Origin of the sequence: Pseudomonas sp. M20 (genome assembly GCF_045037865.1) — a bacterium.
Classification (GTDB): domain Bacteria; phylum Pseudomonadota; class Gammaproteobacteria; order Pseudomonadales; family Pseudomonadaceae; genus Aquipseudomonas.
Window position 1 is genome coordinate 585433 of the sequence record NZ_CP173611.1, and the last position, 23248, is coordinate 608680.

At 58.9% G+C, this 23248-nt stretch carries 28 protein-coding genes and 1 pseudogene; 12 read left to right on the forward strand and 17 right to left on the reverse strand.

Features of this window, described 5'->3' with window-relative positions:
- The first annotated feature begins 18 nt into the window (after window positions 1–18).
- On the forward strand, window positions 19–513 hold the full coding sequence (locus ACI514_RS02545; protein WP_405123025.1) for a GyrI-like domain-containing protein: 495 nt from the start codon (window positions 19–21) through the stop codon (window positions 511–513).
- Window positions 514–837: 324 nt separating this feature from the next.
- Window positions 838–1326: a GNAT family N-acetyltransferase gene (locus ACI514_RS02550; protein ID WP_160059130.1), complete on the forward strand. Its 489-nt coding sequence runs from the start codon at window positions 838–840 to the stop codon at window positions 1324–1326.
- A gap of 123 nt (window positions 1327–1449) precedes the next feature.
- Here ACI514_RS02550 and ACI514_RS02555 read toward each other — a convergent pair whose 3' ends face one another.
- Both ACI514_RS02555 and ACI514_RS02560 read right to left on the reverse strand, forming a co-directional pair.
- Complete coding sequence (locus tag ACI514_RS02555; RefSeq protein ID WP_405123026.1) at window positions 1450–2055, reverse strand: pyridoxamine 5'-phosphate oxidase family protein; 606 nt, start codon at window positions 2053–2055, stop codon at window positions 1450–1452.
- Window positions 2056–2073: 18 nt separating this feature from the next.
- On the reverse strand, window positions 2074–2559 hold the full coding sequence (locus tag ACI514_RS02560; RefSeq protein WP_405123027.1) for a GNAT family N-acetyltransferase: 486 nt from the start codon (window positions 2557–2559) through the stop codon (window positions 2074–2076).
- A 141-nt stretch (window positions 2560–2700) separates the two neighbouring features.
- Here ACI514_RS02560 and ACI514_RS02565 point away from each other — a divergent pair, with 141 nt between their 5' ends.
- From ACI514_RS02565 to ACI514_RS02575, 3 genes are read left to right on the forward strand one after another with little or no spacing between them, the layout of a single operon-like run.
- Window positions 2701–3126 (forward strand): YybH family protein, encoded by a 426-nt coding sequence (locus ACI514_RS02565; protein WP_405123028.1) that lies wholly within the window; start codon window positions 2701–2703, stop codon window positions 3124–3126.
- 40 nt (window positions 3127–3166) lie between these two features.
- Window positions 3167–3511: a YciI family protein gene (locus tag ACI514_RS02570; RefSeq protein WP_405123029.1), complete on the forward strand. Its 345-nt coding sequence runs from the start codon at window positions 3167–3169 to the stop codon at window positions 3509–3511.
- Window positions 3504–4745 (forward strand): RNA polymerase sigma factor, encoded by a 1242-nt coding sequence (locus ACI514_RS02575; protein WP_405123030.1) that lies wholly within the window; start codon window positions 3504–3506, stop codon window positions 4743–4745. The genes ACI514_RS02570 and ACI514_RS02575 overlap by 8 nt, the downstream gene beginning before the upstream one ends.
- Window positions 4746–4991: 246 nt before the next feature.
- On the opposite strand, the gene ACI514_RS02580 is transcribed toward ACI514_RS02575, so the two are convergent.
- Entirely contained in the window at window positions 4992–5846 is an 855-nt protein-coding gene (locus tag ACI514_RS02580; protein ID WP_405123031.1) for a LysR family transcriptional regulator, read from the reverse strand.
- Window positions 5847–5935: 89 nt separating this feature from the next.
- On the opposite strand from ACI514_RS02580, the gene ACI514_RS02585 reads away from it, so the two are divergent.
- Window positions 5936–6373, forward strand: coding sequence for a multidrug/biocide efflux PACE transporter (locus ACI514_RS02585; RefSeq protein ID WP_405123032.1), 438 nt, complete (start codon window positions 5936–5938; stop codon window positions 6371–6373).
- A 119-nt stretch (window positions 6374–6492) separates the two neighbouring features.
- Here ACI514_RS02585 and ACI514_RS02590 read toward each other — a convergent pair whose 3' ends face one another.
- Complete coding sequence (locus tag ACI514_RS02590; RefSeq protein ID WP_405123033.1) at window positions 6493–7251, reverse strand: SDR family NAD(P)-dependent oxidoreductase; 759 nt, start codon at window positions 7249–7251, stop codon at window positions 6493–6495.
- Window positions 7252–7371: 120 nt separating this feature from the next.
- On the opposite strand from ACI514_RS02590, the gene ACI514_RS02595 reads away from it, so the two are divergent.
- Window positions 7372–8268, forward strand: coding sequence for a LysR family transcriptional regulator (locus ACI514_RS02595; RefSeq protein ID WP_273917172.1), 897 nt, complete (start codon window positions 7372–7374; stop codon window positions 8266–8268).
- A 124-nt stretch (window positions 8269–8392) separates the two neighbouring features.
- Here the strand turns inward: ACI514_RS02595 and ACI514_RS02600 are convergent, their stop codons facing one another.
- Together ACI514_RS02600 and ACI514_RS02605 are read right to left on the reverse strand one after the other, a co-directional pair.
- Window positions 8393–10006 carry an inorganic phosphate transporter gene (locus ACI514_RS02600; RefSeq protein ID WP_077574219.1) on the reverse strand — a complete coding sequence of 538 codons (1614 nt, stop codon included), beginning with the start codon at window positions 10004–10006 and terminating at the stop codon, window positions 8393–8395.
- Between the two features lie 150 nt (window positions 10007–10156).
- On the reverse strand, window positions 10157–11179 hold the full coding sequence (locus ACI514_RS02605; protein WP_102900881.1) for a transporter: 1023 nt from the start codon (window positions 11177–11179) through the stop codon (window positions 10157–10159).
- Window positions 11180–11456: 277 nt separating this feature from the next.
- Between ACI514_RS02605 and ACI514_RS02610 the strand changes: the two genes are divergently transcribed.
- Window positions 11457–13079 (forward strand): methyl-accepting chemotaxis protein, encoded by a 1623-nt coding sequence (locus ACI514_RS02610; protein WP_405123034.1) that lies wholly within the window; start codon window positions 11457–11459, stop codon window positions 13077–13079.
- A gap of 110 nt (window positions 13080–13189) precedes the next feature.
- Window positions 13190–13636, forward strand: coding sequence for a hypothetical protein (locus ACI514_RS02615; protein WP_405123035.1), 447 nt, complete (start codon window positions 13190–13192; stop codon window positions 13634–13636).
- Between the two features lie 307 nt (window positions 13637–13943).
- Here the strand turns inward: ACI514_RS02615 and ACI514_RS02620 are convergent, their stop codons facing one another.
- Both ACI514_RS02620 and ACI514_RS02625 read right to left on the reverse strand, forming a co-directional pair.
- Window positions 13944–14249, reverse strand: a complete 306-nt coding sequence (locus tag ACI514_RS02620) for a PepSY domain-containing protein (RefSeq protein ID WP_007917758.1) — start codon at window positions 14247–14249, stop codon at window positions 13944–13946.
- Window positions 14250–14411: 162 nt separating this feature from the next.
- Complete coding sequence (locus ACI514_RS02625) at window positions 14412–15539, reverse strand: glycerophosphodiester phosphodiesterase (RefSeq protein WP_405123036.1); 1128 nt, start codon at window positions 15537–15539, stop codon at window positions 14412–14414.
- A gap of 221 nt (window positions 15540–15760) precedes the next feature.
- Here ACI514_RS02625 and ACI514_RS02630 point away from each other — a divergent pair, with 221 nt between their 5' ends.
- Window positions 15761–16087: a DUF2025 family protein gene (locus tag ACI514_RS02630; RefSeq protein WP_405123037.1), complete on the forward strand. Its 327-nt coding sequence runs from the start codon at window positions 15761–15763 to the stop codon at window positions 16085–16087.
- Window positions 16088–16212: 125 nt separating this feature from the next.
- On the opposite strand, the gene ACI514_RS02635 is transcribed toward ACI514_RS02630, so the two are convergent.
- Window positions 16213–16518, reverse strand: coding sequence for an antibiotic biosynthesis monooxygenase (locus tag ACI514_RS02635; RefSeq protein WP_160059115.1), 306 nt, complete (start codon window positions 16516–16518; stop codon window positions 16213–16215).
- Window positions 16518–17222 carry a CTP synthase gene (locus ACI514_RS02640; protein WP_405123038.1) on the reverse strand — a complete coding sequence of 235 codons (705 nt, stop codon included), beginning with the start codon at window positions 17220–17222 and terminating at the stop codon, window positions 16518–16520. The genes ACI514_RS02635 and ACI514_RS02640 overlap by 1 nt, the downstream gene beginning before the upstream one ends.
- A 15-nt stretch (window positions 17223–17237) precedes the next feature.
- On the opposite strand from ACI514_RS02640, the gene ACI514_RS02645 reads away from it, so the two are divergent.
- Window positions 17238–18179, forward strand: coding sequence for a LysR family transcriptional regulator (locus ACI514_RS02645; protein WP_160059113.1), 942 nt, complete (start codon window positions 17238–17240; stop codon window positions 18177–18179).
- Here ACI514_RS02645 and ACI514_RS02650 read toward each other — a convergent pair whose 3' ends face one another.
- The 5 genes and pseudogenes from ACI514_RS02650 to ACI514_RS02670 form a co-directional block, all read right to left on the reverse strand.
- A complete protein-coding gene (locus ACI514_RS02650; protein ID WP_405123039.1) occupies window positions 18180–18713 on the reverse strand; it encodes a DUF1003 domain-containing protein in 534 nt (177 codons plus the stop codon). It lies immediately after the preceding gene.
- Window positions 18714–18873: 160 nt separating this feature from the next.
- The gene (locus ACI514_RS02655; protein ID WP_405124189.1) at window positions 18874–19434 is read right to left on the reverse strand and encodes a methyl-accepting chemotaxis protein; all 561 of its coding nucleotides are present in this window, start codon (window positions 19432–19434) and stop codon (window positions 18874–18876) included.
- A pseudogene (locus ACI514_RS02660) lies at window positions 19420–20193 on the reverse strand (PAS domain-containing protein); the annotation flags it as partial. The pseudogene ACI514_RS02660 and the gene ACI514_RS02655, both read right to left, overlap by 15 nt.
- A 191-nt stretch (window positions 20194–20384) precedes the next feature.
- Complete coding sequence (locus ACI514_RS02665) at window positions 20385–20552, reverse strand: diguanylate cyclase domain-containing protein (protein ID WP_405123040.1); 168 nt, start codon at window positions 20550–20552, stop codon at window positions 20385–20387.
- Between the two features lie 114 nt (window positions 20553–20666).
- Window positions 20667–21275: a TetR/AcrR family transcriptional regulator gene (locus ACI514_RS02670; protein WP_405123041.1), complete on the reverse strand. Its 609-nt coding sequence runs from the start codon at window positions 21273–21275 to the stop codon at window positions 20667–20669.
- Window positions 21276–21492: 217 nt separating this feature from the next.
- Between ACI514_RS02670 and ACI514_RS02675 the strand changes: the two genes are divergently transcribed.
- Complete coding sequence (locus ACI514_RS02675; RefSeq protein WP_405123042.1) at window positions 21493–22548, forward strand: MBL fold metallo-hydrolase; 1056 nt, start codon at window positions 21493–21495, stop codon at window positions 22546–22548.
- 21 nt (window positions 22549–22569) lie between these two features.
- Here the strand turns inward: ACI514_RS02675 and ACI514_RS02680 are convergent, their stop codons facing one another.
- Window positions 22570–22851: a helix-turn-helix domain-containing protein gene (locus tag ACI514_RS02680; protein ID WP_405123043.1), complete on the reverse strand. Its 282-nt coding sequence runs from the start codon at window positions 22849–22851 to the stop codon at window positions 22570–22572.
- A 10-nt stretch (window positions 22852–22861) separates the two neighbouring features.
- Window positions 22862–23179 (reverse strand): XRE family transcriptional regulator, encoded by a 318-nt coding sequence (locus ACI514_RS02685; RefSeq protein ID WP_242208248.1) that lies wholly within the window; start codon window positions 23177–23179, stop codon window positions 22862–22864.
- Window positions 23180–23248 lie beyond the last annotated feature (69 nt).

The window sequence follows — 23248 nt, forward strand, 5'->3', positions numbered from 1 at the left end:
TGTTCCAGGAGTCGAGTCATGGATGAGCAAACACGCGTCGAAGTGGCTGAACCTCGCTTCGAACATGGACACTTCCTGCTGATTGCAGGCTTTCGCGGTCGATTTACCCAAGACACAGCAAAAGACATCCCGGCACTGTGGGAAAAGTTCTTGCCGCACCTGGGAAAGATTCAGGGGCAAAAGAACGAAGTGACTTACGGCGTCTGCAGCAATTTCGACGGCAAGGGCGGCTTCGATTACATCGCCGGAGTGGAAATCAGCAAGCTCGATGACCTCGACCAGAAGGTCTTCCAATGGGTCGAAGTACTGCCTCGCCAGTACGCAGTGTTCGAGCACAAGGGACCGCTCGAACAATTGCCGCAAACCCTGCAATACATCTACAAGACCTGGTTGCCGACCTCTCATTACGTGGAGCTCAACGCCCCGGAGCTGGAGCGCTACAGCGCCGATTTCAATCCGAAGCTGCACACCGGCAAGCTGGAAATCTGCGTGCCGGTCGATACCAAGGCCTGAGCCGACAAACCTGCGGCGGATCAGTGATCCGCCTCATGGTTTTCAACCCCGCTTGCCTTTGCCGAACCGTCGCGCCCGCAACAGGTCGATGCCCAAGGTGATAAAGCCGAACGTACTGATGCCCAACACCAGCGACAGGCCGATTTCAACGCTGTTCATAAGCGGTTTCCCCCGAAGGTAGTCAAAGACACACCTCAGAAATAGCCCGCCGCCTGCACGAAGAAAAGCGCTTATACGCAGGCTTTACGCTGCCCGTGCGCATCGATATGCAGACCTTATTCCTTTATGCTTTCGGCACTTTCTTCTGCTGATTTCCGAGCCGCCATGAACACCGTCATCCGCAACGTCACCGCCGCCGATCTGGACCGCTGCTACGCCATCGAAACCGTCGCCTATGAAGGTGACGAAGCGGCCACTCGCGAGAAGATCGCTACGCGCATTGCTACTTGGCCGGAAGGTTTTATCGTCGCGGAGGTGGATGGCGTGGTCGCTGGTTTCGTCAATTCCGGTGCGGCGTTCGACGTGCAGATGTCGGACGAGGCGTTCAAGGAACTGATCGGCCATGACCCGAAAGGGCCGAACGTGGTGATCATGTCGGTGGTGGTGCACCCGGATTATCAGGGGCAGGGCTTGGCCAAGCGTTTGATGGGCGAGTTCATCGAGCGTATGCGCGGGATGGATAAAGCGACGATTCATTTGATGTGCAAAGAAATACACATCCCGCTGTATGCCGGGTTTGGCTTTGCCTATATCAAGCCGTCGGAGTCCGATCACGGCGGCATGGCGTGGCACGAGATGATCCTGACCCTATAACCCAACACTGATCAAAACCTGTAGGAGTGAGCCTGCTCGCGATAGCGGAGTGTCAGTCAACATTAATTTAACTGTCACACCGCTATCGCGAGCAGGCTCACTCCTACAATGGACCGCGTTGTGTCAGTAGAGAGTGTCGGTGACCCGTTTTGGGGCTTCACGGTCATAGGTGTCGGCATCGAACTCGCCATCGTTCAGGCGCTTGTGGAAGGCGCCGGCAGAGGGCAGGGCCGAGCGTGGCAGATGCGTTTCAGGATTCCATGCATCCGAGCGGACGAAGGCTTTTGAGCAATGAAAAAACGCCGCCTCCACCGTCACCAGCAACACCGTTTTCGCCGGTTTGCCATTCACCGCAAAGCTTTCCAGCAGTTGCGGATCTGCGCTGATCGTCGCCGTGCCATTGACCCGCAACGTCTCGCCAATTCCCGGAATGATGAACAGCAGCGACACCCGCGAATCCTGCAGCACATTGCGCAAGGTATCGATGCGGTTGTTGCCCGGGCGATCCGGCAGGGCCAAGGTGCGCTCATCAATAATCCGCACAAACCCGGCCTTGTCGCCACGCGGTGAATTGTCGAGGCCATCGGCGCCCACCGAGCTGACAATCACCAGCGGCGAAACCCGCACCATCGCCTGATAATCCTCGTTGAGAAAACCGATCTGCTTGCGCACCGCCCGCTCGTGGGGCAGTCCGTAAATCGCTTCCAGCGCTTCGATTGAATCGATCATCGTGCATCCCTCGATGACTTAGAAAACCAGGCCCATGCGCCGTTCGTAACCGATCCGGCCCTTGTACGCTTCACCGCTGTCGACGTAGCCGTGCTTGGCGTACAGCGCGATCGCCGCATCATTGTCAGCGTCCACCGACAATTCCAGCCCTTTGATCTCCGGCCACGCCTGACGCGCAACCTCGGGCAGCGCTTGCAGACAGGCCTTGCCGTAACCCTTGCCCTGCGCGCGGCGATCGACCTGCAACGCATGCAACGTGGCGCTGTGTTCATTGGCCCAGTCCGGCAACACTGGCGGGCGTTTGAGCAGCAGAAACGCCACCGGCACGTCATCTGCCAACAGCGCAAAACCTTTCACCCCGGGGCCGGGTTTCGACAGCAGCGTGTGCAAGGCACCATGAATGTCGCCGGAAAACTTGATCTGCTCGGCATGGATTTCAATCGCCTCGACTTGCTGACGCTGCAAGGCGTTCAGGTTGTCGTACGGCACGAGTTGGGCTGACACGGGAATTTCCTTTTTCCTACAAAGATAAGTCTCGGATTCTAGCGATTTTGGCCTCAGTGGAAATTTTTTGTTTCGACTGTCGATCTGCTTGTTTGCCGAACGACTAAAGGTGTCTTCACAACAAAAACCACGGAGAACACCATGAGCGAACAAGCTGAAATCCAGACCCTGATCAACACCTACCGCGAAGCCGTCATGACCAAGGACGTGGAGAAAGTCATGGCGTTGTACGCCGACGACATCGTCTCCTTCGATGCGATCAAAGCCCTGCAATTCAAGGGCAAACCCGCCTACCGCGCGCACTGGGTCGAATGCATGGGAATGTGCCCCGGCCCGCACATTTTCGAGTTCCACGAAATCGTTATCGAGAGCGCCGACAACATCGCTTTCGCCCACTGGGTCGCCAATTGCGGCGGCACCAATGACAAGGGCGAAACCCAGAGCTGCTGGATGCGCGTCACCGCCTGCTATCGGCAGGTCGGCGGCACGTGGAAAATCGTCCACGAACACTGGTCGGCACCGTTCGATCCGATGAGCGGCGCGACGCTGTTCGATGTGACGCCCTGATCTTCAGCCATAGTTGATCCGTCCGATTCAGGAGAACGCCATGAAGTATTTATGCCTGGTCTACAGCGATGAGCGCCTGCTGCATTTATCGCCCGACAGCCCGGAAGACGCCGAGTGCTGGGCTTATGCCGAGTCGATTCAAGGCAGCGGGCGAATGGTTGCCGCCGAGGCGCTGGAGTCGGTGCAGACCGCCACCACGGTGCGTATGCGCAACGGCAAACTGTCGATCACCGACGGCCCGTTCGCCGAAACCAAGGAGCAACTGGCCGGCTTCTACCTGATCGACGCCAAGGATCTCAACGAAGCGATTCAGGTCGCCGGCAACATTCCGGCGGCGCGGGTTGGCAGCGTTGAAGTGCGCCCGGTGCGGCAGTTGAATGTCTGAGGTTCGGGCGCGGGTCGAGCAGGTCTATCGCGAAGACTCGCGGCGGATTCTGGCGACGCTGATTCGCTTGCTGGGTGATTTCGACCTCGCCGAAGAGGCCTTGCATGAGGCGTTCTTCGTCGCGGTCGAGCGTTGGCAACGCGACGGCGTGCCGGACAATCCGCGCACCTGGCTGGTGTCCACCGGGCGGTTCAAGGCGATTGACGTGTTGCGTCGACGTGCACGCTTCAAAGCTTCACAGCCCTTGTTGTTGGCGCAGCTGGAAGAACTGGAACAGGCGGACTGGAGTGGCGAAGACGTGGAAGACGATCGCCTGCGGCTGATCTTCACCTGCTGCCACCCGGCACTGGCGGCCGATGCGCAAGTGCCGCTGACCTTGCGCGAAGTCTGCGACCTGACCACCGAGGAAATCGCCCGCGCGTTTCTCTCGGCACCGGCGGCGATTGCCCAACGCATCGTGCGCGCTAAAGCCAAGATCCGTGACGCAAAAATCCCCTATCAAGTACCGAGCCTGAGCGAATTGCCCGAACGCCTCGACAGTGTGTTGCGGGTGATTTATCTGGTGTTCAACGAAGGGTATTCGGCGTCGGGCGGGGCGGAGGTGACCCGTGAGGATTTGACTCGCGAGGCGATCAGATTGGGACGGTTGTTGATGGAGTTGTTGCCGGAGCCGGAAGTGATGGGGCTGTTGGCGATGATGCTGTTGCACGAATCGCGACGCTCGGCGCGCACTTCGCCGGACGGCGAATTGGTCTTGCTCGACGATCAGGATCGTACATTGTGGGACAGCGAGTTGATCGCTGAAGGTTGTGCTCTGGTCGAGCGTGCGCTGACGACGCGGCGGTTCGGGCCGTATTGTTTGCAGGCGGCGATTGCTGCGGTGCATGCCGAGGCGCCGACGGCGGCAGAAACTGATTGGGAGCAGATCGTTGGCTTGTATGACGTGCTGTTGCGGGCGGTGCCTTCTCCGGTGATCGAGTTGAACCGGGCGGTGGCGGTGGCCAAGCGTGATGGGGCGTTGGCGGGGTTGAATTTGATTGAGGGGATTTTGGCGCGAGGGGAGTTGCAGGATTACCACTTGGCGCATTCGGCGCGGGCGGAGTTTTGTCGGCAGTTGGGTAGGGTGGAAGAGGCGAGGGCGGCGTATTTGCGGGCGTTGGAGCTTACGCGGCAAGAGCCGGAGCGGCGGTTTATTCAAGGGCGGCTCATGGCGCTGGAATTGCCCTCACCCTAGCCCTCTCCCAGGGGGAGAGGGGACCGATTGGGGGATATTGGAGAGTTTCACCGACTTGAACGATCGGTATTGAATCCAGAATCGACTCAATCTGGTCGAGGTTTAAGGTCGCAATGAATCCATAATCGACTCAGTCTCTCAGGTCGATGTATGACGCAAGACACCTCGGTCGGCCCCCTCTCCCTCTGGGAGAGGGCTGGGGTGAGGGGCTTTTGACTTCAGGCTTGCCAGCGATCAGCAGCGCCGCTATTGCAGCATCTTGCTCAACAACCAGCTCCCCGCCGGCCCCGGCGGATACAGCCGCGACCACAACGCATCGACAAACACCGGTTTCGGCCAGCCGCGCACCTTCAACTCCACCAGCAAATCATTGCCAAAGCGCTGCGCCAGCCAGCGCGGCAACGGCGCCCAGCCAAAACCTTTCTCGGCCATCTCCAGCAACATCAGATAACTCGGCGCCGACCACACGCGACCTTTGCCACGACTGTCATACGGATTGACGATGGTCGCCAGACGCAATTCGCGATGCTGCTCGAGGATCTGCTGATCAATGTGGTCAAGCTTGGCCAGCGCATGGTCGCGATTGACGAACAAGGCGATTTCCGTGCGCTCGGCCACGGTCGAGGTGACCAGATCCGGCGGATAGCTCTCTTGCATTTCCGCGAACGCCAGATGCGCGCGACCGCGCTGTACCAGCTCGATCAGGTCATCGCACTCAGCGATCAAACATTCCAGCTCCAGATCCGGATAACGCTGCTCAAACCCCACCAACGCCGCTTCAAAACGGTCCGACTGATAGGTATCGGAAATCGCCACCGTAAGCTTCGCTTCGACGCCCTGGGACAACTGCCGTGCGGTCATTTCCAGGCGACTGCTGGCCGCCAGAATTGCCTCAGCACGTTGCAGCAGCACATGCCCGGCCGGGGTCAGGGTCGGTTTGCGGCTGCTGCGATCAAACAGCACCAGGTCCAGATCAATCTCAAGGCTGGCCACCGCCGCGCTGACGGTCGACTGACTCCGCCCCAGCTTGCGCGCCGCTGCGGAAAACGAACCTTGGGTTGCAGCCTGGACAAATGCCAGCAGCACTTCCTGCGAGATCATCAACTATCGCCTTGATCGATGGTTATTGATTATGAAGTATCGGTTTAGGGATGGATCATGGCAACCATCTTCACTCAAGGAGTCAGGCCATGACTGCCCACAAATCCATCACAGAACGTATTTACCAGGCGGTTGGTTTTGAGCTGTTGGCCATCCTGATCTGCACCCCGTTGCTGGCGTGGATCATGAAAAAGCCGATGCTTGAAATGGGCGCCGTGACGGTGTTGATCGCCCTGTTGGCGCTGGGTTGGAACGTGGTGTTCAACCGTTTCTTCGACCGTCTGCTGGAACGCATGAATGTTGCGCACAGCGCCTGGGTGCGGGTGGTGCATGCGCTGCTGTTCGAAGGGGGCTTGATCGTGATGGGCGTGCCGTTGATTGCCTGGTGGCTGTCGGTCAGCCTGTGGCAGGCGTTTTTGCTCGACGTCGGCGTGCTGCTGTTTTTCCTGCCGTACACCTATGTGTATCACTGGGGCTATGACGTGTTGCGCGAGCGCTTTATGACCCGCAACGCCTGTCAGAACTAACCTCGTTCCCCGTGTAGGAGCTGCCGAAGGCTGCGATCTTTTGATCTTGCCCTTAAAAATCAAGATCAAAAGATCGCAGCCTTCGGCAGCTCCTACATGTGAAGGTGTCTCAGCGTTAGTTAGAGAAACATGCCGCCGGAAGCCTCGACCCGTTGGCCATTGATCCACTGCGCCCCCGGTGACAGCAACAATGCCAATGCCCCGCCAATGTCATCCGGCTGCCCGGCGCGACCCAGTGCGGTGTTGTCGGCGACCATCGCGTTCACCGCGGCATTGTCGCGCACGGTACCGCCACCAAAGTCGGTTTCAATGGCGCCAGGCGCCAAGGTGTTCACGGCAATCTGCCGCGCGCCCAACTCTTTCGCCTGATAGCGGGTCAGTACTTCAATCGCGCCTTTCATCGCCGCATAAGCACTGGCGCCGGGGAGGGTGAAACGCGCGAGGCCGCTGGAGATGTTGATGATCCGACCGCCGTCGTTAATCAACGGCAGCAGTTGCTGAGTCAGAAAGAACGGCCCTTTGAAATGCACGTTCACCAACATGTCGAATTGCTCAACGCTGGTCTCGGCGAAGCTGACATGCAGGCCGACCCCGGCATTGTTGATCAGGAAATCAAAACGCTGACGGTCGAAAGTCTGCTGCAACGCCTGCACAACACGTGTACCGAAATCGGCAAAGGTTTCGCTGCGGCCAACATCGAGTTGCAGCATCACGGCTTTGCCGCCGAGTGCTTGCACTTCGCTCACCAGCGCCTGAGCTTCATCAGCACGGCTGTGGTAAGTGCCGATGATGTCGATGCCCTGAGCGGCGAGGTGCAGAGCTGCGTTTTTGCCCAGGCCACGGCTGGCGCCGGTGATCAATGCGATTTTACGATTCATGGAGGCTTCCTCGATTGCGGTGAGTGGTGATGGGCTCAGTTTATTTATCCGCCGTGAGGTGATAAACAGAGTGAAACCGGAATCACTGATCGGCTCAGTCGAACAATCGATAGGTGCCTAATGAACAAACTGGAACTGCTGCGCACCTTCGTCCGAGTCAGCGAACTGTCGAGTTTTACCCTCGCCGGGGAAAGTCTCGGACTGCCGCGATCAACCGTGTCGGAACATGTGCAGGCGCTGGAAGCGTTACTCGGCACTCGCTTGCTGCAACGCACCACACGCAAGGTGCAGGCGACGCAGGACGGACTGGTGCTGTACGAACGCAGCAAGGATCTGCTCTCGCACATGGACGAGATCGAAGGCTTGTTCCGCCAGGACGAGGCCTCGCTGACCGGGCGCATTCGTGTCGACCTGCCGAACATTCTCGCGCGGCGCCTGATCATGCCGCGCTTGCCGCAGTTCATGGATCGTCACCCGAATCTTGAGCTGGAAATCAGCAGCACCGATCGCCGCGTCGATCTGCTCAGCGAGGGCTTCGATTGCGTGGTGCGCATCGGCGCGCAGCCGGATCAATCGGTGGTCGCGCGACACCTCGGTGACTTTCCCATGGTCAACTGCGCCAGCCCTGCGTACCTCGAGCGCTACGGCGTGCCGCAAACGCTGGAAGACCTGGCGCAGCATCGGCTGGTGCATTACGTTGGCGTGCTCGGTTCGCGTTCGGAAGGTTTTGTGTACGAGGAGGGCGGTCAGGTTAAACGCCTGCCGATGGCTGGCAGCATTACGGTCAACAGCACTGACGCTTACGAGTCGGCGTGCCTCGGCGGTTTCGGTCTGACGCAGGTACCGCGAACCGGCATGCAGCCGCATCTGGAAAACGGCGAATTGGTCACCGTGTTGCCGCAATTCACCGCGCCGGCGATGGGGATTTCATTGCTGTATGCGCGACAGCGGCATTTGCCGTTGCGGGTGCGGGTGTTTATGGATTGGCTGGGCGATCTGATTCGCTCTGCGCTCTAACCCTGAACACCGGTCAAAACTGTAGGAGTGAGCCTGCTCGCGATAGCGGTGTGTCAGTTGAATCAATGTTGACTGATACACCGCTATCGCGAGCAGGCTCACTCCTACAGGGGATCTTCGTCCGTCAGAAGATCTGGGTGAACAGCCAGTACAGGCTGCCCGACAGCAGAATCGCAGCCGGCAGGGTCAGCACCCACGCCATCAACAGATTGCGGATGGTCTTCATCTGCAATCCGCCACCGTTGGCAACCATGGTCCCGGCCACGCCCGAGGACAACACGTGCGTCGTCGACACCGGCAAACCAAACATGTCCGCCGCACCGATGGTGAGCATGGCCACGGTTTCCGCCGAGGCACCTTGCGCATAGGTCAGATGGGTCTTGCCGATCTTCTCGCCGACCGTCACCACAATCCGCTTCCAGCCAACCATGGTGCCCAGTCCCAGCGCGATGGCCACGGCGATCTTCACCCACAGCGGAATAAACCGCGTGGCGTTGTCGATCTGCTGTTTGAACAACTGCAGTTTGCCGCTGGTGTCGGCGTCGAAATTGCCGACCTTGTTCTTGTCCATCAGGCGAATGCTCTCGCTGGCTAGGTACATGTCATTGCGCACGTTACCCATGGCTTCGGCCGGGACTTTCGCCAGCGAACCGTAGCCTTTGACTTCTTCGCCAATGTGCCCGGTGAGGGCGGCGAGGGCGGGGATCAGTTGCGGCGTGGCGTCCTTGCTGCGCACGTAATCGGAGAGCACCGCACGCGGATCGGCGGGCGTCGGCAGCGGTGCGCTTTTCACCAGCGCTTGCTGAGTGACTTGCGCCACAGCGGCAAACTGCAGCGATTGTTCTTCCGGCATCGTGCGGTTCAAGGCATAGGCCATTGGCAGTGTGCCGACCAGAATCAACATGATCAGGCCCATGCCTTTCTGCCCGTCGTTGGAGCCGTGGGCGAAGGACACACCGGTGCAGGTCAGAATCAGCAAACCGCGAATCCACCATGGCGGCGGCGTGTTGCCTTCCGGCGCCTTATACAGCGAGCGATTCTTCACGAACGCACGCAGCGCCAGCAGCAACAGCGCCGCACAGCCGAAACCCACCAGTGGCGACAGCAGCAGTGCGTAACCGATCTTGGTCGCCTGCGCCCAATCGACACCGCTGGTGCCGTCACGGCCGTGCATCAGGGCATTGGCCACACCGACGCCGATGATCGAACCGATCAAGGTGTGCGACGACGAGGCTGGCAAACCCAGCCACCAGGTGCCGAGGTTCCACAGGATCGCCGCGATCAGCAGGGCGAAAATCATCGAGAAGCCAGCGGACGAACCGACCTGCAGAATCAACTCCACCGGCAGCAACGCGATGATGCCGAACGCCACCGCGCCACTCGAAAGCAGCACGCCGAGAAAGTTGAAGAACCCCGACCAGACCACGGCGACATTGGGTGGCAGCGAATGGGTGTAGATCACCGTCGCCACGGCGTTGGCGGTGTCGTGGAAACCGTTGACGAACTCGAAGCCCAGTGCAATCAGCAGCGCGACGCCGAGCAGCAGAAACGGCGTCCAGGTGGTCACCACCGTGCCGAGTTCGTGCATGTCGTGCATCAGGCTGTAGGCGGTGAAGAGCATTCCCATCGCCAGCACGGCGAAAAAGATCACATAGGTGAATGGGCCGGTTTTCTTGTCGAGGGCAGGCCTGCCGCTGGCGGCGGACGCGGGGCTGGCGGTCAGGGAGGGAGTAGCCATGAGCGGACAATCCTGAGCGAGGAAAGGAATGTCGCCCATGATCGTTGCAGAATGTTACAGAGAGACTGCGCCATGTCAGTGTTTGGCTGATTAATCCAACCGTCGGTCTTAAGCCGTTGAGGTCCCCTGTGGGAGCGGTGCATTCCGTGGTCAATAATCCCCGCGCTTGCGAAATGCCCATCGCCCGGCAATCACGGTAAACGTCGCCACCAGCGCAACCAATATCCAGAACCCCTCCGGATCCTGCGACAACGGCACGCCACCCACATTCATCCCGAAAAAACCGGCAATGATGTTGATCGGCAGCGCCAGCACCGTCACCACGGTCAGAGTAAACAGCGTACGGTTGCTCTGTTCGTTGAGGTTGGCGGCGATCTCTTCCTGGAGCAATTTGATCCGCTCACCGAGGGCGGTGAGGTCGTTGATGATCAGCGCAAACTCCTCGGTGGATTTGCGCAGTTCCTTGACGTCCTCCTTCTGCAACCACGGCGGCGGCCGGTTGAGCAGACGCAGCAACGACCCCGGCTCCAGTGCCAACAATCGTTGCAGACGCACCAGCACCCGACGATTGGCACCGAGTTCGGCGCGGTTGGTCGACAGCCGCGAGGAGAGCAATTCGTCTTCGACCTGATCGACGCTCATGCTGGTCTTGCGCACGATCTGCGTGAGCACTTCGCCCTGATCGCGCAGCAGATGCACGAGCAGTTCCGAGGGCGAACGAAAGCGTTCGCCGGCCTTCACCGACGAGCGCAATTTGTCCACCGAGTGCAGCGGTTGCAGACGCGCGCTGACGATCAGTTTGCTGCGCACACAGACCCACAGCGTCGACACGTCCGAGGAGACCATGCTGCTGAGGTTGAACACCACATCGTTGACCACTGCCAGCAACGCCGAGTCGACATGCTCGATACGCGTCGAGCGCGAACCTTCGTGCAGCGCCTCGAAAAACTCTTCAGGCAATTGCAGATGACTTTTCATCCAGCGTTCGCACGCCGCATGCGCCAGATTGAGGTGCAGCCAAAGGAATTCGCCACTGTCGCTATCGTCCTGCAAGCAGCGCAGTGCCGTCGCCGAATCGACTTCGCGGCCCCGTTCGCCGGGCAGGAAACGAAAGCCGTAGAGCAGGCCAAACAGATCAGGATCGCGATGACTGATGTCGAGGCTGTGGTTCATGAAGGCTCGCTGCGAGGAGGGTGCGTCGGTCGCGCAAATGGCAGGTTCACTGAGCCGCATCATCGCAATGTCACATGACATTTAGATGACAGCAAAGTGACGTCAAATCAGCGACTTACCGGTGGTCTGGTTTTCTTCAAGAAGCGCTCTGGCGCGCCGATCACAGGTGCGTTAGGTTGCGCGCCATTGGCCATGAACCAAGGCTCGCCGACATGGATGTCCGGCACAATTTCACGCCTTACCGGGCGTACCTCATCCTTGTCCTGAGTATCTTTCGATGCTGCAAAAATCCCTGAGAGCGCAAATTCTCGCCCTGCTGAGCGGCAGCCTGCTGGCGGTGCTGTTGATTGCGCTGGCGTGTTTTCATTTCCTTTCCAACGGCGTGCAAAGCTACAGCCAGTTGATCGCCGGTCCCTTGCACACCTCGCAACTGATTGACGAAGCCAACCTGCAATTCAAGGTGCAGGTGCAGGAGTGGAAGAACGTCCTGCTGCGCGGCAAGCAACCGGCGGATCTGGCCAAGTACTGGAGCCAGTTCGAAGATCGTCAGCGCGATGTGCAGAACATCCTTGGTGAACTGGCCGGGCAGAAAGGCCTGGAGCCAAGCCTGAAAAATCGTATCGAGCGCCTGCGCGATGAGCATCGTCAGCTCGGTTCTGCGTATCAGAGGGGACGCGATGCCTACGTGGCTGCCGGTGGTGATCCGACGGCGGGTGACGCGGCGGTCAAAGGCGTTGACCGCGCCGCCAGCGATCAGATGAGCGAACTGGTCGCTGAGTTGCGCAAGCAAGGCACCGCACAGTCGGCGCTGATCAGTGCCGAGGCCGATCGCACCGTATGGCTGGGGCTGTTGGTGATGCTCGCGTCGGGTCTGCTGATCGGTTTGTTGAGCCTGTGGCTGGTCAACCGCAACCTGGTCGAGCCGATCCGCAAACTCATCGATTACGTCACGCAGTTGAGTCGCGGCAAACTCGCCGAACGTGTGGTCAGCAACCGTCAGGATGAACTGGGCAATCTCGCCGCAGCGGCCAACACCCTGCGTGATTTCCTCGCCGACACCTTCACCCGTTTGCAGCGCAGCGCCAGTGATCTGGACAGCGCCAGCGGTGAGTTGAATGCGATCGCCACGACCATGGCCGGCGGCACCAACGAGCAGTTCAACCGCACCGATCAGGTGGCCACGGCGATGAACGAAATGTCCGCCACTGCGCAGGAAGTGGCGCGTCACGCCGCCGATGCCGCGCGTGCGGCCGACGATGCCGACCAGTCTGCCCAGCAGGGTGAAAAGGTCATGCAGAGCACCATTCACTCGATCACCCAGATGCGCGGTGAAATCGCCAATACCGCTACGGTGATTCGTCGTCTGGAAGCCGACAGCGGCCGCATTGGCAAAGTGCTGGAAGTGATTCGTGGCATCGCCGAACAGACCAACCTGCTGGCGCTTAACGCTGCGATCGAAGCAGCGCGGGCCGGCGAGGCCGGGCGTGGTTTTGCGGTGGTCGCCGATGAAGTGCGTAACCTCGCGCAGCGTACGGCTGAGTCGATCATCGAGATCAACCAGATCATTCAGAGCGTGCAGACCGGTGCGGTGGATGCGGCGCAAGCCATCGACAGCGGCCAGACGCGCAGTGATGAAAGCGTTGAGCAAGTGACCCAGGCTGGCGCGATGCTGGAGCGCATCACTCACGCCGTGGAAGCGATCCGCGACATGAACCGTCAGATCGCTACTGCTGCCGAAGAGCAGACCTCGGTGGCCGAGGACATCTCGCGCAACCTCACCGAAATCACCTCGATCGCCAGCACCAACCTCGACAACGTCCAGCGCACTGAAAGCGCCAGCCAGAACCTGCATGGTCTGTCGGGGCAACTCAATGAAGTCACCGCTCGCCTGAGCGCCTGAGGTTATTGAGCGTGTACCGATTCGGATACCGAGTCGGTACACAGTCGATCTCAAATTGAGGCGGCCGTGGTCGATGACCGGTTATCTATAACCGGCATTGGAGCCTTTCCATGGTCAGCATCACTTCTGTTTCTATCAATCAGACCGTCAGCGCACCGACCAGCAAAACGTCGATCAGTGACGTTGGTGACGACACGTCTACCTCAGCAACCGCCAGCACGGGTGCGACTGCCGATACCGGTAAAGTCGCCGCCGGTGGAGGGGCCGCTCCGGCGGGTGAGAGCAGCTCCAGCAGCAGCGAAGAATCGGATTCGGTGAAAGAACTGCGCAAGCAGATTGCCGAGTTGCAGAAGCAATTGCAGGAAGAACAGCAGGCGTTGCAAGCGGCCCAGGCGACGCAGGAAAGTTCGGATGCCAAGGCTGCGGAAGTAGCCGCCGCACAAGCGCAGGTCACTGCCACCTCGGCTTCGCTGTCCACCGCGACTGCCTCGCTGTTGCAGGCGTTACAGGATTCCGACAGCAGCACTTCCGGTTCGCTGGTCAGCACCTCGGCGTGATGCCCTTTTCCCTCACCCTAGCCCTCTCCCAGGGGGAGAGGGGACTGACCGTGGTGACTATTAGAGGTAAGCCGATCTGAAATATCGAGTCGTACTCAGATCCTTGGTGTTTCCTTGTCGGCTGCAAGATTGCGAGTCGAACTCAGGTCTTGAATAACCCCCGATCGGCTCCCTTTCCCCCTCGCCCCCCTTGGGGGAGAGGGCTGGGGTGAGGGGGAGAAAATCTCACTGACAACCAATTAAAAAAGCCGAACACAAAAAAAGCCGCACGATCTCTCAATCGTGCGGCTTTTGATAGTGCGTTCAATCAAGTGTCTTGCTTGTTGCTCAACACCTTGCCAGTGGTCGCATCAAAGTCCACATCAAACTCTTTACCATCAGCCGTCTTCAGCTCAACTTCATACTCATAACCATTGAAGTGGTTATCCAGATCCGTGTCAGTAATAGTCGCACCCGGATGCAGTTTCAGCGCTTCGGCGTTCATCGACTCCAGCGACTTGATCTTGCCCGACTTAACCAGTTCAGGAATCTGGTCAACGCGAACATCAGCCTGGGCCAGGCCAGCGGTAAGAGTCAGGGCGGCAGCAGTAAACAGGGCAGTCAAAGTTTTCATCGGTTCGTTCCTTGGGGTGATTCGTTTAAGTGGCCTCAGGTTAACCAGCGCAACTTAACTCACCCTTAAAACCCCGCACCCAAACAAAACGGGCAAGCCATGCACCTGCACAGAACCTGTGGGAGCGTGGCTTGCCCGCGATGAAGGCGCCTCGATTTCAGATCAGAAACCGTTGTTCTTCAACACCTGATCAACGGTGCCGGCCGCCGGGCGTTTGTAGAACTTCAACAGCTCGCTGGCGCGGTTGGTGAAGATACCGTCGACACCGGCCGCCATGACTTTCTCGAAGTCCACCGGCTCGTCGACGGTATAGACATGCACCAGCAGGCCTTGATCGTGGGTGTACTGATTCATCCACGGTTGCACCAGATCCGAATAACTCTGATCGCCGCCCTTGGTCAGCTTCGCCGAAGGGCCGGTGCCGATGGCACCTTGGGCCTTGGCGTAATCCACCCACTGCTTGAACTCGGCTTCAGACTTCGGCTCTTGCTTGCCGTAGAAAACGTTTTTGTCTTTCTCGCCGGATTCGGCAAACGTCACTTTCGATTTTGGCTCGATGCTGCCTTCGCCAACCCACAGCAGGAGGATCTTCGGCACCTGCGGCATTTCTTTTTCCAGCAGGGCGAGGCTGTTCTTCTCGAACGTCTGCAGGATCACCTTGCCTTTACCCTGACCAACACCCAATGCACTTTTAGCCAGTTTCGAACCGGCCGGGCTCAGCCAGCCGCGATCCTGCAGTTTCTCTTTCAGGTCTTTCTCGATCCCGGGAAACAGTTGCGGCTCTTTGGTCTCGATGTACAGGCCCGGCTTGTGTTGCGGATTAGCCTGGGCGATGTCGATGATTTCATCGAGTGTCAGAATTTTCAGTCCGGCGTAAGTCGGGCGCGCGCGATCCGGGTACTTGGTGTTGAACCAGCTACCGGCGTCGAGGGTTTTCAGTTCGGCCATGGTGAACGCGGTAGCCGAGGCGTCCTTGCGCTCCGGGAACTTGGTGGCGACGTCAGTAGTACGTTGCAGATTGTCGTCGTGCAGGGCGAACAGCACGCCGTCCTTGCTGCGCTGCAGGTCCATTTCCAGGTAATCGGCGCCCAGGTCGCGAGCCAGTTTGTAGGACGCCGCCGTGGATTCCGGTGCATCGAAAGACGCGCCACGGTGAGCAATCACGGCCGGGTGCGGGATGCCGTTGGTGGCAGCGATCGCTTTCGGATCAGTCTGGCTGGCGGCGTGCGCCTGACCGAGGCCGAGCAGCAGGCTCAGGACCAGAGCGCTTTTGGTGAAAGTGGCGGGCATGTTCGAGTTCCTTTCGCAGGGCATTTTCAAAGACGTATCTTTTAACAACTGAATCGATTGCGTGCTATCGCCAGACCGACATAAACGTATTAAAAGCGATTTTTCCTGCACTTTTGTGGCGCGGTTTGCAGTACGCTTGCTCTCGGCAGACGTCCCGGCAGAGGGCGCGCCGCTCAGTTGCCCTGCGTGTAAACCATCGATCATCTTTCGTGAGGTTTACCATGCGCATCACCTCCCAACTCATCTGCCAGGCTGCCGACGACCTCAAGGGCTTTGTCGGCCTCAACCGCAAGACCGGTCAATACATCGTGCGCTTCAGCGAAGATTCGTTCGGTATGGACGTGGCCGATGACGGCATTATTCCTGTGAATGAATTCGTCTGGGCGCCGGTGACAGCGCAGACCATGACCCTTAAACGCGAGTTGATTCAGTTGCTGCTGGATCAGAATATCGATGAGCGGATCAACATCACCGAGCCGTTGCGCGTTTATATGAGCAAGGTTGAAGTGCCGGAGATTGAGGCGGTGCGCAGTCTGGTGCGCTGCTGAAGTTTTGCTGTGAGGGTGAGGGCCTCTTCGCGAGCAGGCTCGCTCCCACATTGGATCTGCGTCGATCACAAATCCCCTGTGGGAGCGAGCCTGCTCGCGAAGGCGGCCGCCAATGCGCCGCTATTTTATGGCCCGAACCGATACTCACGCTCCACCCGGCACACCCGCGTATGAAACGCCGAATACCATTCCGAGCGCCCACGCGCTTGAATCACCCGATGCTCAGGATGCTGCCGCCACGCCAGAATCGCTGCCTCGCTCTCCCAATACGACACCGTAATCCCTACGCCATCCGCCCCACGAACCGACTCGACACCCAGAAACCCCGGCTGCTCACTTACCAACGCGGCCATGCGCTCAGCCGCCTCGGTATACCCATTGTCACCCTCGGTTCGAGTCGAGGTAAAAATCACCGCAAAGCAGGAAGTCATCAACGTGACTCCCCACAAGCTTCAACAAATGCGCGCACCAGCGGCGGCATCTGCCCTTTGAGCGCGGCGCGTTCTGGTTGAAACAACGTCGCGACAAAGAAGCGGTGGTCCTTGAGTTCTATAGCGCGTAAATCCCCTGACGAATCATGACCGACCGCTCGTAGCCGATCATTTAACAGTTGCCGCTCGAACAGCGGATTCACACCGAAGCGGCAGCGATAGCCTTCACGAATCTGCGACGTTTCGTACGCCTTGGCGATCAACGACCCGGGAACCAAGTGAATACTGTCGACCGCTTCGACCAGCGAACAGGTCAACGGTGTGAGTACCGCGCGTTCAGAGTCGGGCGATGTTTCACCGTGTTCCGCATCGACCCAGCCCAGCACGTTGCGGGAAAATTCCAGCACGGCATGCTGAAAACCGCCGCAGGTGCCGAGGAAAGGGCGCTGCTGTTCACGGGCAAAGCGGATCGCCCACAGTGCGCCAGCTTCACTGTTGTAAGGACTGGCCGGTACACACCAGAAACCGTCGAACCGCTCAAGCGGCGTATCGGCGTGGATCTGCTCGGTGGGCAACCATTCGAACTGCACGTTGCGGCTGAGGTGTTCGGCGACCAGCCCGAGGGCGACGGGAATGGCTTGATGGGCGGTGACCTGCGGGTCGTAATCGCCAATCAGGGCGATACGGATGGCGCTGTTTTCCATGGGGATTCCCTGCGCTTGTTGATTGATGGCACTCACTATAGATTGGCGTTCACGCACTCGATATTGGCGTTTACCCAAGTGATTAATGCAGCGACGCACTATCAGCTCGACTACCCCGATCTGGCCCTGATTCTGGCCTTGGTGCGTGGCGGCTCTCTGGCCCGCGCTTCGCAGCTGTTGAAGGTCGACGTGTCGACGGTGTTTCGTGCCGTGCGCCGTCTCGAAGCTGCACTCGGCCAGCAATTGTTCGAAAAAAGCCGCGCCGGTTACCTGCCGACAACCCTCGCGCAGACGCTGGCCGAGCAAGCCGAACGCGCCGAACAGGCACTGGAAGCTGCGCGTATCGGCGTGGAGCAGGGCGGCGAAGTGGTCAGCGGCACGGTGCGACTGACCTGCACCGATTCGGTGTTGCACAGCTTGCTGCTGCCGGCGCTGGCGCAGTTCATGCCCAATTACCCGGCGCTGACCATCGAACTCAGCACCTCCAACGATTTCGCCAATCTCAGCCGCCGCGACGCCGACATTGCCCTGCGCCTGACGCGTACACCGCCGGAGCATCTGGTCGGACGGCAACTGGCGAAGATTTCCTACCGGGTCTGCGCCAGTGCGCGCTATCTGCAAAACGTCGATGCGTCGGATCTGACGGCACTGACGTGGATCGCTCCGGATGACTTTTTACCCGATCACCCGACCATCGCCTGGCGTCGTCAGCATCTACCCGGCGTCACCCCGGGTTATCGCTGCAACAGCATGTTGTCAGTCACGGAGCTGGTTCGCGCGGGCCTCGGCGTGGCGGCGTTGCCGGACTTTCTGATTGGCGATGAGTTGCAGGCGTTGGGCGAACCGCTGCACGGCTATGACACCGCGCTATGGCTGCTGACTCGCCCGGATTGCCGGGCGTTGCGCTCGGTGGTGACGTTGTTTGATGAGTTGGGGCGGGCGTTGCGTTTGCCGTGATCAGCGCTGCGGATTCTGGCGCATGTGATCGTGCAGCTCGCTGGTCAGGCTGGCGATGCGTTCGGTGAGGTTTTTGGTCATCTCGGTGAGGCGGGTGTTCTGCTCCAGCAGCTCAAGCAGCTGTGCGGTGTTTTTCGCGGCTTGGGCCTGACGCTCGGTATTGGCCTGTGCCAGCGCTTCACGGTGTAGCGCATCGGCATCGGCTTGTGCCTTGTCGCGCGCGGCCTGACGGGTTTGGGCCAGCAAAATCAGCGGCGCGGCATAAGCCGATTGCAGGCTGAAAGCGAGGTTCAACAGGATGAACGGGTAAACGTCGAAGGTGGTCACGCCAAACACGTTCAGACACACCCACAACAACACAATCAGGGTTTGCGCGCCGAGAAACATCGGCGTGCCGAAGAACCGTGCAAATGCCTCGGCGCGCAGGGCGAATTTGTCGTTACCGAAGGTGGTGCTGAGGTGGGCGTGGGGGCGGTGGAAGCGCAGGTGATCGACGGGAGCGGTGTTGGCGGCGTCGGGTTTATCTGTGGTCATGATGCTCTCGGCAGGACTTGGGACTGAAGGTCACTATAGTCCTGCATTGCAGCTCAAGGCCCTTTCGCGAGCAGGCTCGCTCCCACATTGGAATGCATTTTCCCTGTGGGAGCGAGCCTGCTCGCGAAGGCCGCGCCTCGGTCTAACGACTCTGCATCAATTACCCTGGCACCCGCTCATTGGCAAACATGCTCACGGCATCCACCGCCTCACTGGCGCCATCGCGAATCTGCAAGATCACTGTCCCCGCCTGATTCGCCAACTCGACCCCCTCAGCCGCACGACCCCGGGTGCCTTCCATGCTCTTGATGGCCTGGCGGGTTTCGCTCTGGATCAAGCCGATCATGGTGGATATCTCCGCCGTCGAGCCGCTGGTACGCCCCGCCAGCAGGCGTACCTCGTCGGCAACCACGGCAAATCCGCGCCCTTGTTCGCCGGCGCGCGCGGCCTCAATGGCGGCGTTGAGAGCCAGCAGATTGGTCTGGTCGGCAATCGAGCGGATAGTGTTGACGATGGCGGTGATCTGTTCGGAGCGTTCCCCCAGTTGCGCAATCAACGTCGACGATTGTGCAATGTCCTCGGCGATTTCGCGCATTTCGCTGGCGGCTTGCTGGATCACCTGAGTGCCTTGCTCGGCGACTTTTCGCGTCGCCACCGAGATGTGATAAGCCGCGCTGGCACTGCGTGCGTCCTGCTCGTGTTGCTCGACTCGCGTGGTCACATCGGAAGCGAACTTCACCACTTTGCACAAGCGCCCGGCAGCGTCGTAAACCGGGTTGTAGTTGGCTTCGAGCCACACCGTTTGCCCGCGTTTATCCACGCGTTCGAACTGACCCTGAAAAAGCTCTCCCAGGTTCAAGCGCCGCCAGAAATCCTCATAGGCGCTGCTGTTGACCAGTGCCGGCGTGCAGAACAAACGGTGATGTTTGCCTTTCAGCTCGGCGAGGGTGTAACCCATGCGCGCCAGAAAATTCTGATTGGCCGTAAGAATGCTGCCGTCGAGGTTGAATTCGATGACCGCCATGGCCCGGTCAATCGCTTGCAACTTGGCATTGGCCTCACTTTCCTGCTGCACCTTGGCGGTCACGTCCATGGCGTACTTGACCACTTTCACCACACGCCCCGAGGCATCCTTGATCGGGTTGTAACTGGCCTCAAGCCAGATCGGCTGACCCTTGCCGTCGACCCGTTCAAACGTACCGGACTGAAACTGGCCGTTTTTCAGGCGTGACCACAAATCAGTGTATTGAGTACTACGGCCGAACTCTGGTGTGCAAAAGCGCCGATGCGGTTGGCCGATCGCTTGTTCGGCGGTGTAACCCATGGTCTTGAGAAAGTTTTCATTGGCGCGCAGCACCACGCCATCGAGGTCGAACTCGATCACCGCCATCGAGCGATTGATCGCATCGAGCAGGCCGGCTTGTTCGGTGAGGGTGCGCTGAAGATCGTCGATGACGGATTTGTGGCGATTGAAGAACATGCTCGCAGTACTCTGGAAGAGGGGGAGGATCGAGGATTCAGTCCCTATTTCCGCGCTGGCAGACCGAATGCGCGGACGGCATTCGGTGGTGACTGCTCAATGCCAGCATTCCTTAACTGGCAGATGGCTACTTATACAAAACTTCATAAAGTTGTACAAGAAAGTAATTATTTGTAATTTTGTATAACTTTTTAGGCGCTAACGTTGTCCGCCACAGCATGGCTCAGGGCAGTGCTGATGGTGTTGCGGCCCTTATGTTTGGCGGTGTACAGCGCTTTGTCGGCATCGTCCAGCCAGTCGAGGGCATCCTTGTACAAGGGCTGATAACGCGCCAGACCGATACTCAGACCCACTCGCAAGTCTGGCACCTGTGGATGACAACATGAATTCAATGCTTCACCCATCGCTCCATCAAGCCTCCTTGCCTCGTACAGCGGCAACTGGCAGGGAGCGGGTTACAGGTGGAGGGCGATTTAGAGCTGATAGCAGGCCAAAAACATCTCCAGCGCCGATTCGGCGACGGTGTTCTGCATCTCGACATCAAGAGCGGCACGGCCCATCGACATCTGTGGCCAGAAGCCAAAGGTTTTGAGCAACCCTTGGACCTGATGCGCGGCGAACTCCGGATCGACCGCTTTCAGTCGACCGTCGGCCTGCGCGGCGCGAATCCATACGGTCAGAGCTTCTTCGCGCTCGCCCATGCGCTCGATCATGTTCTGCGCGCGCTCCGGCGAATGAATGGTCGCAGCAATTGCCACCCGTGCCAGGGTCAGAAAATTTTCGTCAGCCATCAGTTGCACCTTGGCCTGGAGCATCTGCCGTAATTGCTCGCGCAACGGTTGATCGCGGTTGTAGGTCACCGATTGCTCGGCGCTGATTCGTGCCCACAACTGGTTGAGAATTTCCGCGAAAAGTTCTTCTTTGCTGGGGAAATGGTTGTACACCGTGCGCTTCGACACAGCGGCCGTGGCCGCGATCTTGTCCATGCTGGTGACTTCAAAACCGTTGGCCCGGAATTCGGCAATCGCCGCCTGAATGATGGCTTCGCGTTTACGGTCGGTGAGTCGCAGTGGAGCTGTCATAAGTACGCTTCGGCAGAGAAAAGATGAAATTACACTTGGCAGTTTACTTGTCATCCGCTTTGATGCAACCTAGAAACTACACCGAGCAGTGTAATGTTGCGTTAATCCTCGCAGCCTAAAAACCAGACAGTTCGGCCTATTGCGTGCAGCTTTGGCCATTTATCGTCCCACCGTGGAAAAACCGCGAATTGCGCGGTTTTTCTGGAGTCATTCAGTCATGGCCAATCCAGTTTCGATCCCGGATAACACATCCACGCCTGAAGCCTCGCGGCAGCATCAGGGGCTGTTTCGCAATCATGCACCCGTGCAACGCGAAGGCCTGCGCAAAATGCTGCGGATCATGTGGAACATGATTTTCCACAAACCGCGCAACACCCGGCCTGCCGCGCCGATCCCGGTGCAGGCGTTGACTCGAGAAGAGCTGCTGGCAGCGCCCAATCACAGCGTCTATCGCCTTGGTCACTCGACTCTGTTGCTGAAGCTGCGCGACAAATTCTTTATCACCGACCCGGTCTTCGCCGAGCGCGCCTCGCCGGTGCAGTGGGCTGGGCCAAAACGTTTCCACCAGCCACCGATCAGCATCGATCAGTTGCCGCCGATTGAAGCGGTGATCCTGTCGCACAACCATTACGACCACCTCGATTATCAGGCCGTGCTCAGGCTGGCGGCCAAGACCAACCTGTTCCTCACGCCACTGGGCGTCGGCGACACCCTGATCAAATGGGGTATCGATGCCAGCAAAGTCCGCCAGTACGATTGGTGGCAGGGCGCCGAGATTGCCGGCATCCGCTTCGTCGCCACACCGTCGCAGCACTTTTCTGGCCGTGGCCTGTTCGATGGCAACAGTTCACTGTGGGCGTCATGGGTAATGATCGACGGCGACACGCGGATCTTCTTCAGCGGCGACAGCGGCTACTTCGACGGCTTCAAACGCATCGGCGAACAGTACGGCCCGTTCGACCTGACCCTGATGGAAACCGGCGCCTACAACGTCGAATGGCCGCATGTGCACATGCAGCCAGAAGAAACCTTACAAGCGCACATCGACCTCAAGGGCCGTTGGCTCTTCCCGATCCACAACGGCACCTTCGACCTGGCAATGCACGCCTGGCACGAACCATTTGACCGGATTCTGGCACTGGCGTGGGAACGCAGTATTTCCATTACCACGCCGCAGATGGGCGAGGCGTTTAACATCGCTCAACCGCAACGCGGGGAGGCGTGGTGGTTGGCGGTTGAAGGGGAGAGTGAGGCGGTGGTGCAGAGCGCCTGATCAGGTGGCTACGGTTCGCGCCTAAGGGGGCGAACCGGTTGCTCCAGAAACAAGCCCTGAAATCTTACGGCTGTAATCAGCCATAGTAGTAACCGACACTTCTCGAAATTTTCCACGAAGTAATTGCTGCAGGTTCTCCAGAGGTATCCCCAGTCTTTGTGCAGCCTCAGATTCGCTCACGTCGCTGGACTCGATGAGCGAGATCAATTTGGTCGCGTACTCGGACTTGAGCAGCATCTCGCCTGCATCCTCAAGCCCTAAATCTTGATAAACATTGCCTGTGCTTTCTTCGATCTCGCTCATGTTTTTATCCTTACTCAGCCATCGCAAAATCCCCACGCCCCATCGCTTCCGACGACACGCCCTGAACACTGGCACTACGCCCCGGCGCAAACCCGGGGAAAAACACCAATCCCTGCGCCTCGAACCGGTAAGCCAACGCCAGCCGCGCCGCATCCGCGACATCTTGCTGCGCTTCAAAGCGTTGAATGTCTTCAACCGAAACTTCAGCCTCCCGCGATAGCTGTTCCACGCTCCAGCCCAGCATCGCTCGGGCCTGGACGCTGTGCGTCGGGGTGAACTGGAAAAGGGCAATGCGTTCGAGGATGTGGTTCATCGCAAGAGAGGCCATGGTGTGCTCCGGGCTCAAGAGTGCTGATTGAAAATGTACTGTGTTTTTGTACAGTTGTTTTCGGCCGGG

Coding starts and splice junctions, on each gene's coding strand:
- ACI514_RS02545 (WP_405123025.1), top strand. CDS start 19: ATGGATGAGCAAACACGCGTCGAAGTGGCTGAACCTCGCTTCGAACAT.
- ACI514_RS02550 (WP_160059130.1), top strand. CDS start 838: ATGAACACCGTCATCCGCAACGTCACCGCCGCCGATCTGGACCGCTGC.
- ACI514_RS02555 (WP_405123026.1), bottom strand. CDS start 2,055: ATGATCGATTCAATCGAAGCGCTGGAAGCGATTTACGGACTGCCCCAC.
- ACI514_RS02565 (WP_405123028.1), top strand. CDS start 2,701: ATGAGCGAACAAGCTGAAATCCAGACCCTGATCAACACCTACCGCGAA.
- ACI514_RS02570 (WP_405123029.1), top strand. CDS start 3,167: ATGAAGTATTTATGCCTGGTCTACAGCGATGAGCGCCTGCTGCATTTA.
- ACI514_RS02575 (WP_405123030.1), top strand. CDS start 3,504: ATGTCTGAGGTTCGGGCGCGGGTCGAGCAGGTCTATCGCGAAGACTCG.
- ACI514_RS02580 (WP_405123031.1), bottom strand. CDS start 5,846: ATGATCTCGCAGGAAGTGCTGCTGGCATTTGTCCAGGCTGCAACCCAA.
- ACI514_RS02585 (WP_405123032.1), top strand. CDS start 5,936: ATGACTGCCCACAAATCCATCACAGAACGTATTTACCAGGCGGTTGGT.
- ACI514_RS02590 (WP_405123033.1), bottom strand. CDS start 7,251: ATGAATCGTAAAATCGCATTGATCACCGGCGCCAGCCGTGGCCTGGGC.
- ACI514_RS02595 (WP_273917172.1), top strand. CDS start 7,372: ATGAACAAACTGGAACTGCTGCGCACCTTCGTCCGAGTCAGCGAACTG.
- ACI514_RS02600 (WP_077574219.1), bottom strand. CDS start 10,006: ATGGCTACTCCCTCCCTGACCGCCAGCCCCGCGTCCGCCGCCAGCGGC.
- ACI514_RS02605 (WP_102900881.1), bottom strand. CDS start 11,179: ATGAACCACAGCCTCGACATCAGTCATCGCGATCCTGATCTGTTTGGC.
- ACI514_RS02610 (WP_405123034.1), top strand. CDS start 11,457: ATGCTGCAAAAATCCCTGAGAGCGCAAATTCTCGCCCTGCTGAGCGGC.
- ACI514_RS02615 (WP_405123035.1), top strand. CDS start 13,190: ATGGTCAGCATCACTTCTGTTTCTATCAATCAGACCGTCAGCGCACCG.
- ACI514_RS02620 (WP_007917758.1), bottom strand. CDS start 14,249: ATGAAAACTTTGACTGCCCTGTTTACTGCTGCCGCCCTGACTCTTACC.
- ACI514_RS02625 (WP_405123036.1), bottom strand. CDS start 15,539: ATGCCCGCCACTTTCACCAAAAGCGCTCTGGTCCTGAGCCTGCTGCTC.
- ACI514_RS02630 (WP_405123037.1), top strand. CDS start 15,761: ATGCGCATCACCTCCCAACTCATCTGCCAGGCTGCCGACGACCTCAAG.
- ACI514_RS02635 (WP_160059115.1), bottom strand. CDS start 16,518: ATGACTTCCTGCTTTGCGGTGATTTTTACCTCGACTCGAACCGAGGGT.
- ACI514_RS02640 (WP_405123038.1), bottom strand. CDS start 17,222: ATGGAAAACAGCGCCATCCGTATCGCCCTGATTGGCGATTACGACCCG.
- ACI514_RS02650 (WP_405123039.1), bottom strand. CDS start 18,713: ATGACCACAGATAAACCCGACGCCGCCAACACCGCTCCCGTCGATCAC.
- ACI514_RS02670 (WP_405123041.1), bottom strand. CDS start 21,275: ATGACAGCTCCACTGCGACTCACCGACCGTAAACGCGAAGCCATCATT.
- ACI514_RS02675 (WP_405123042.1), top strand. CDS start 21,493: ATGGCCAATCCAGTTTCGATCCCGGATAACACATCCACGCCTGAAGCC.
- ACI514_RS02680 (WP_405123043.1), bottom strand. CDS start 22,851: ATGAGCGAGATCGAAGAAAGCACAGGCAATGTTTATCAAGATTTAGGG.
- ACI514_RS02685 (WP_242208248.1), bottom strand. CDS start 23,179: ATGGCCTCTCTTGCGATGAACCACATCCTCGAACGCATTGCCCTTTTC.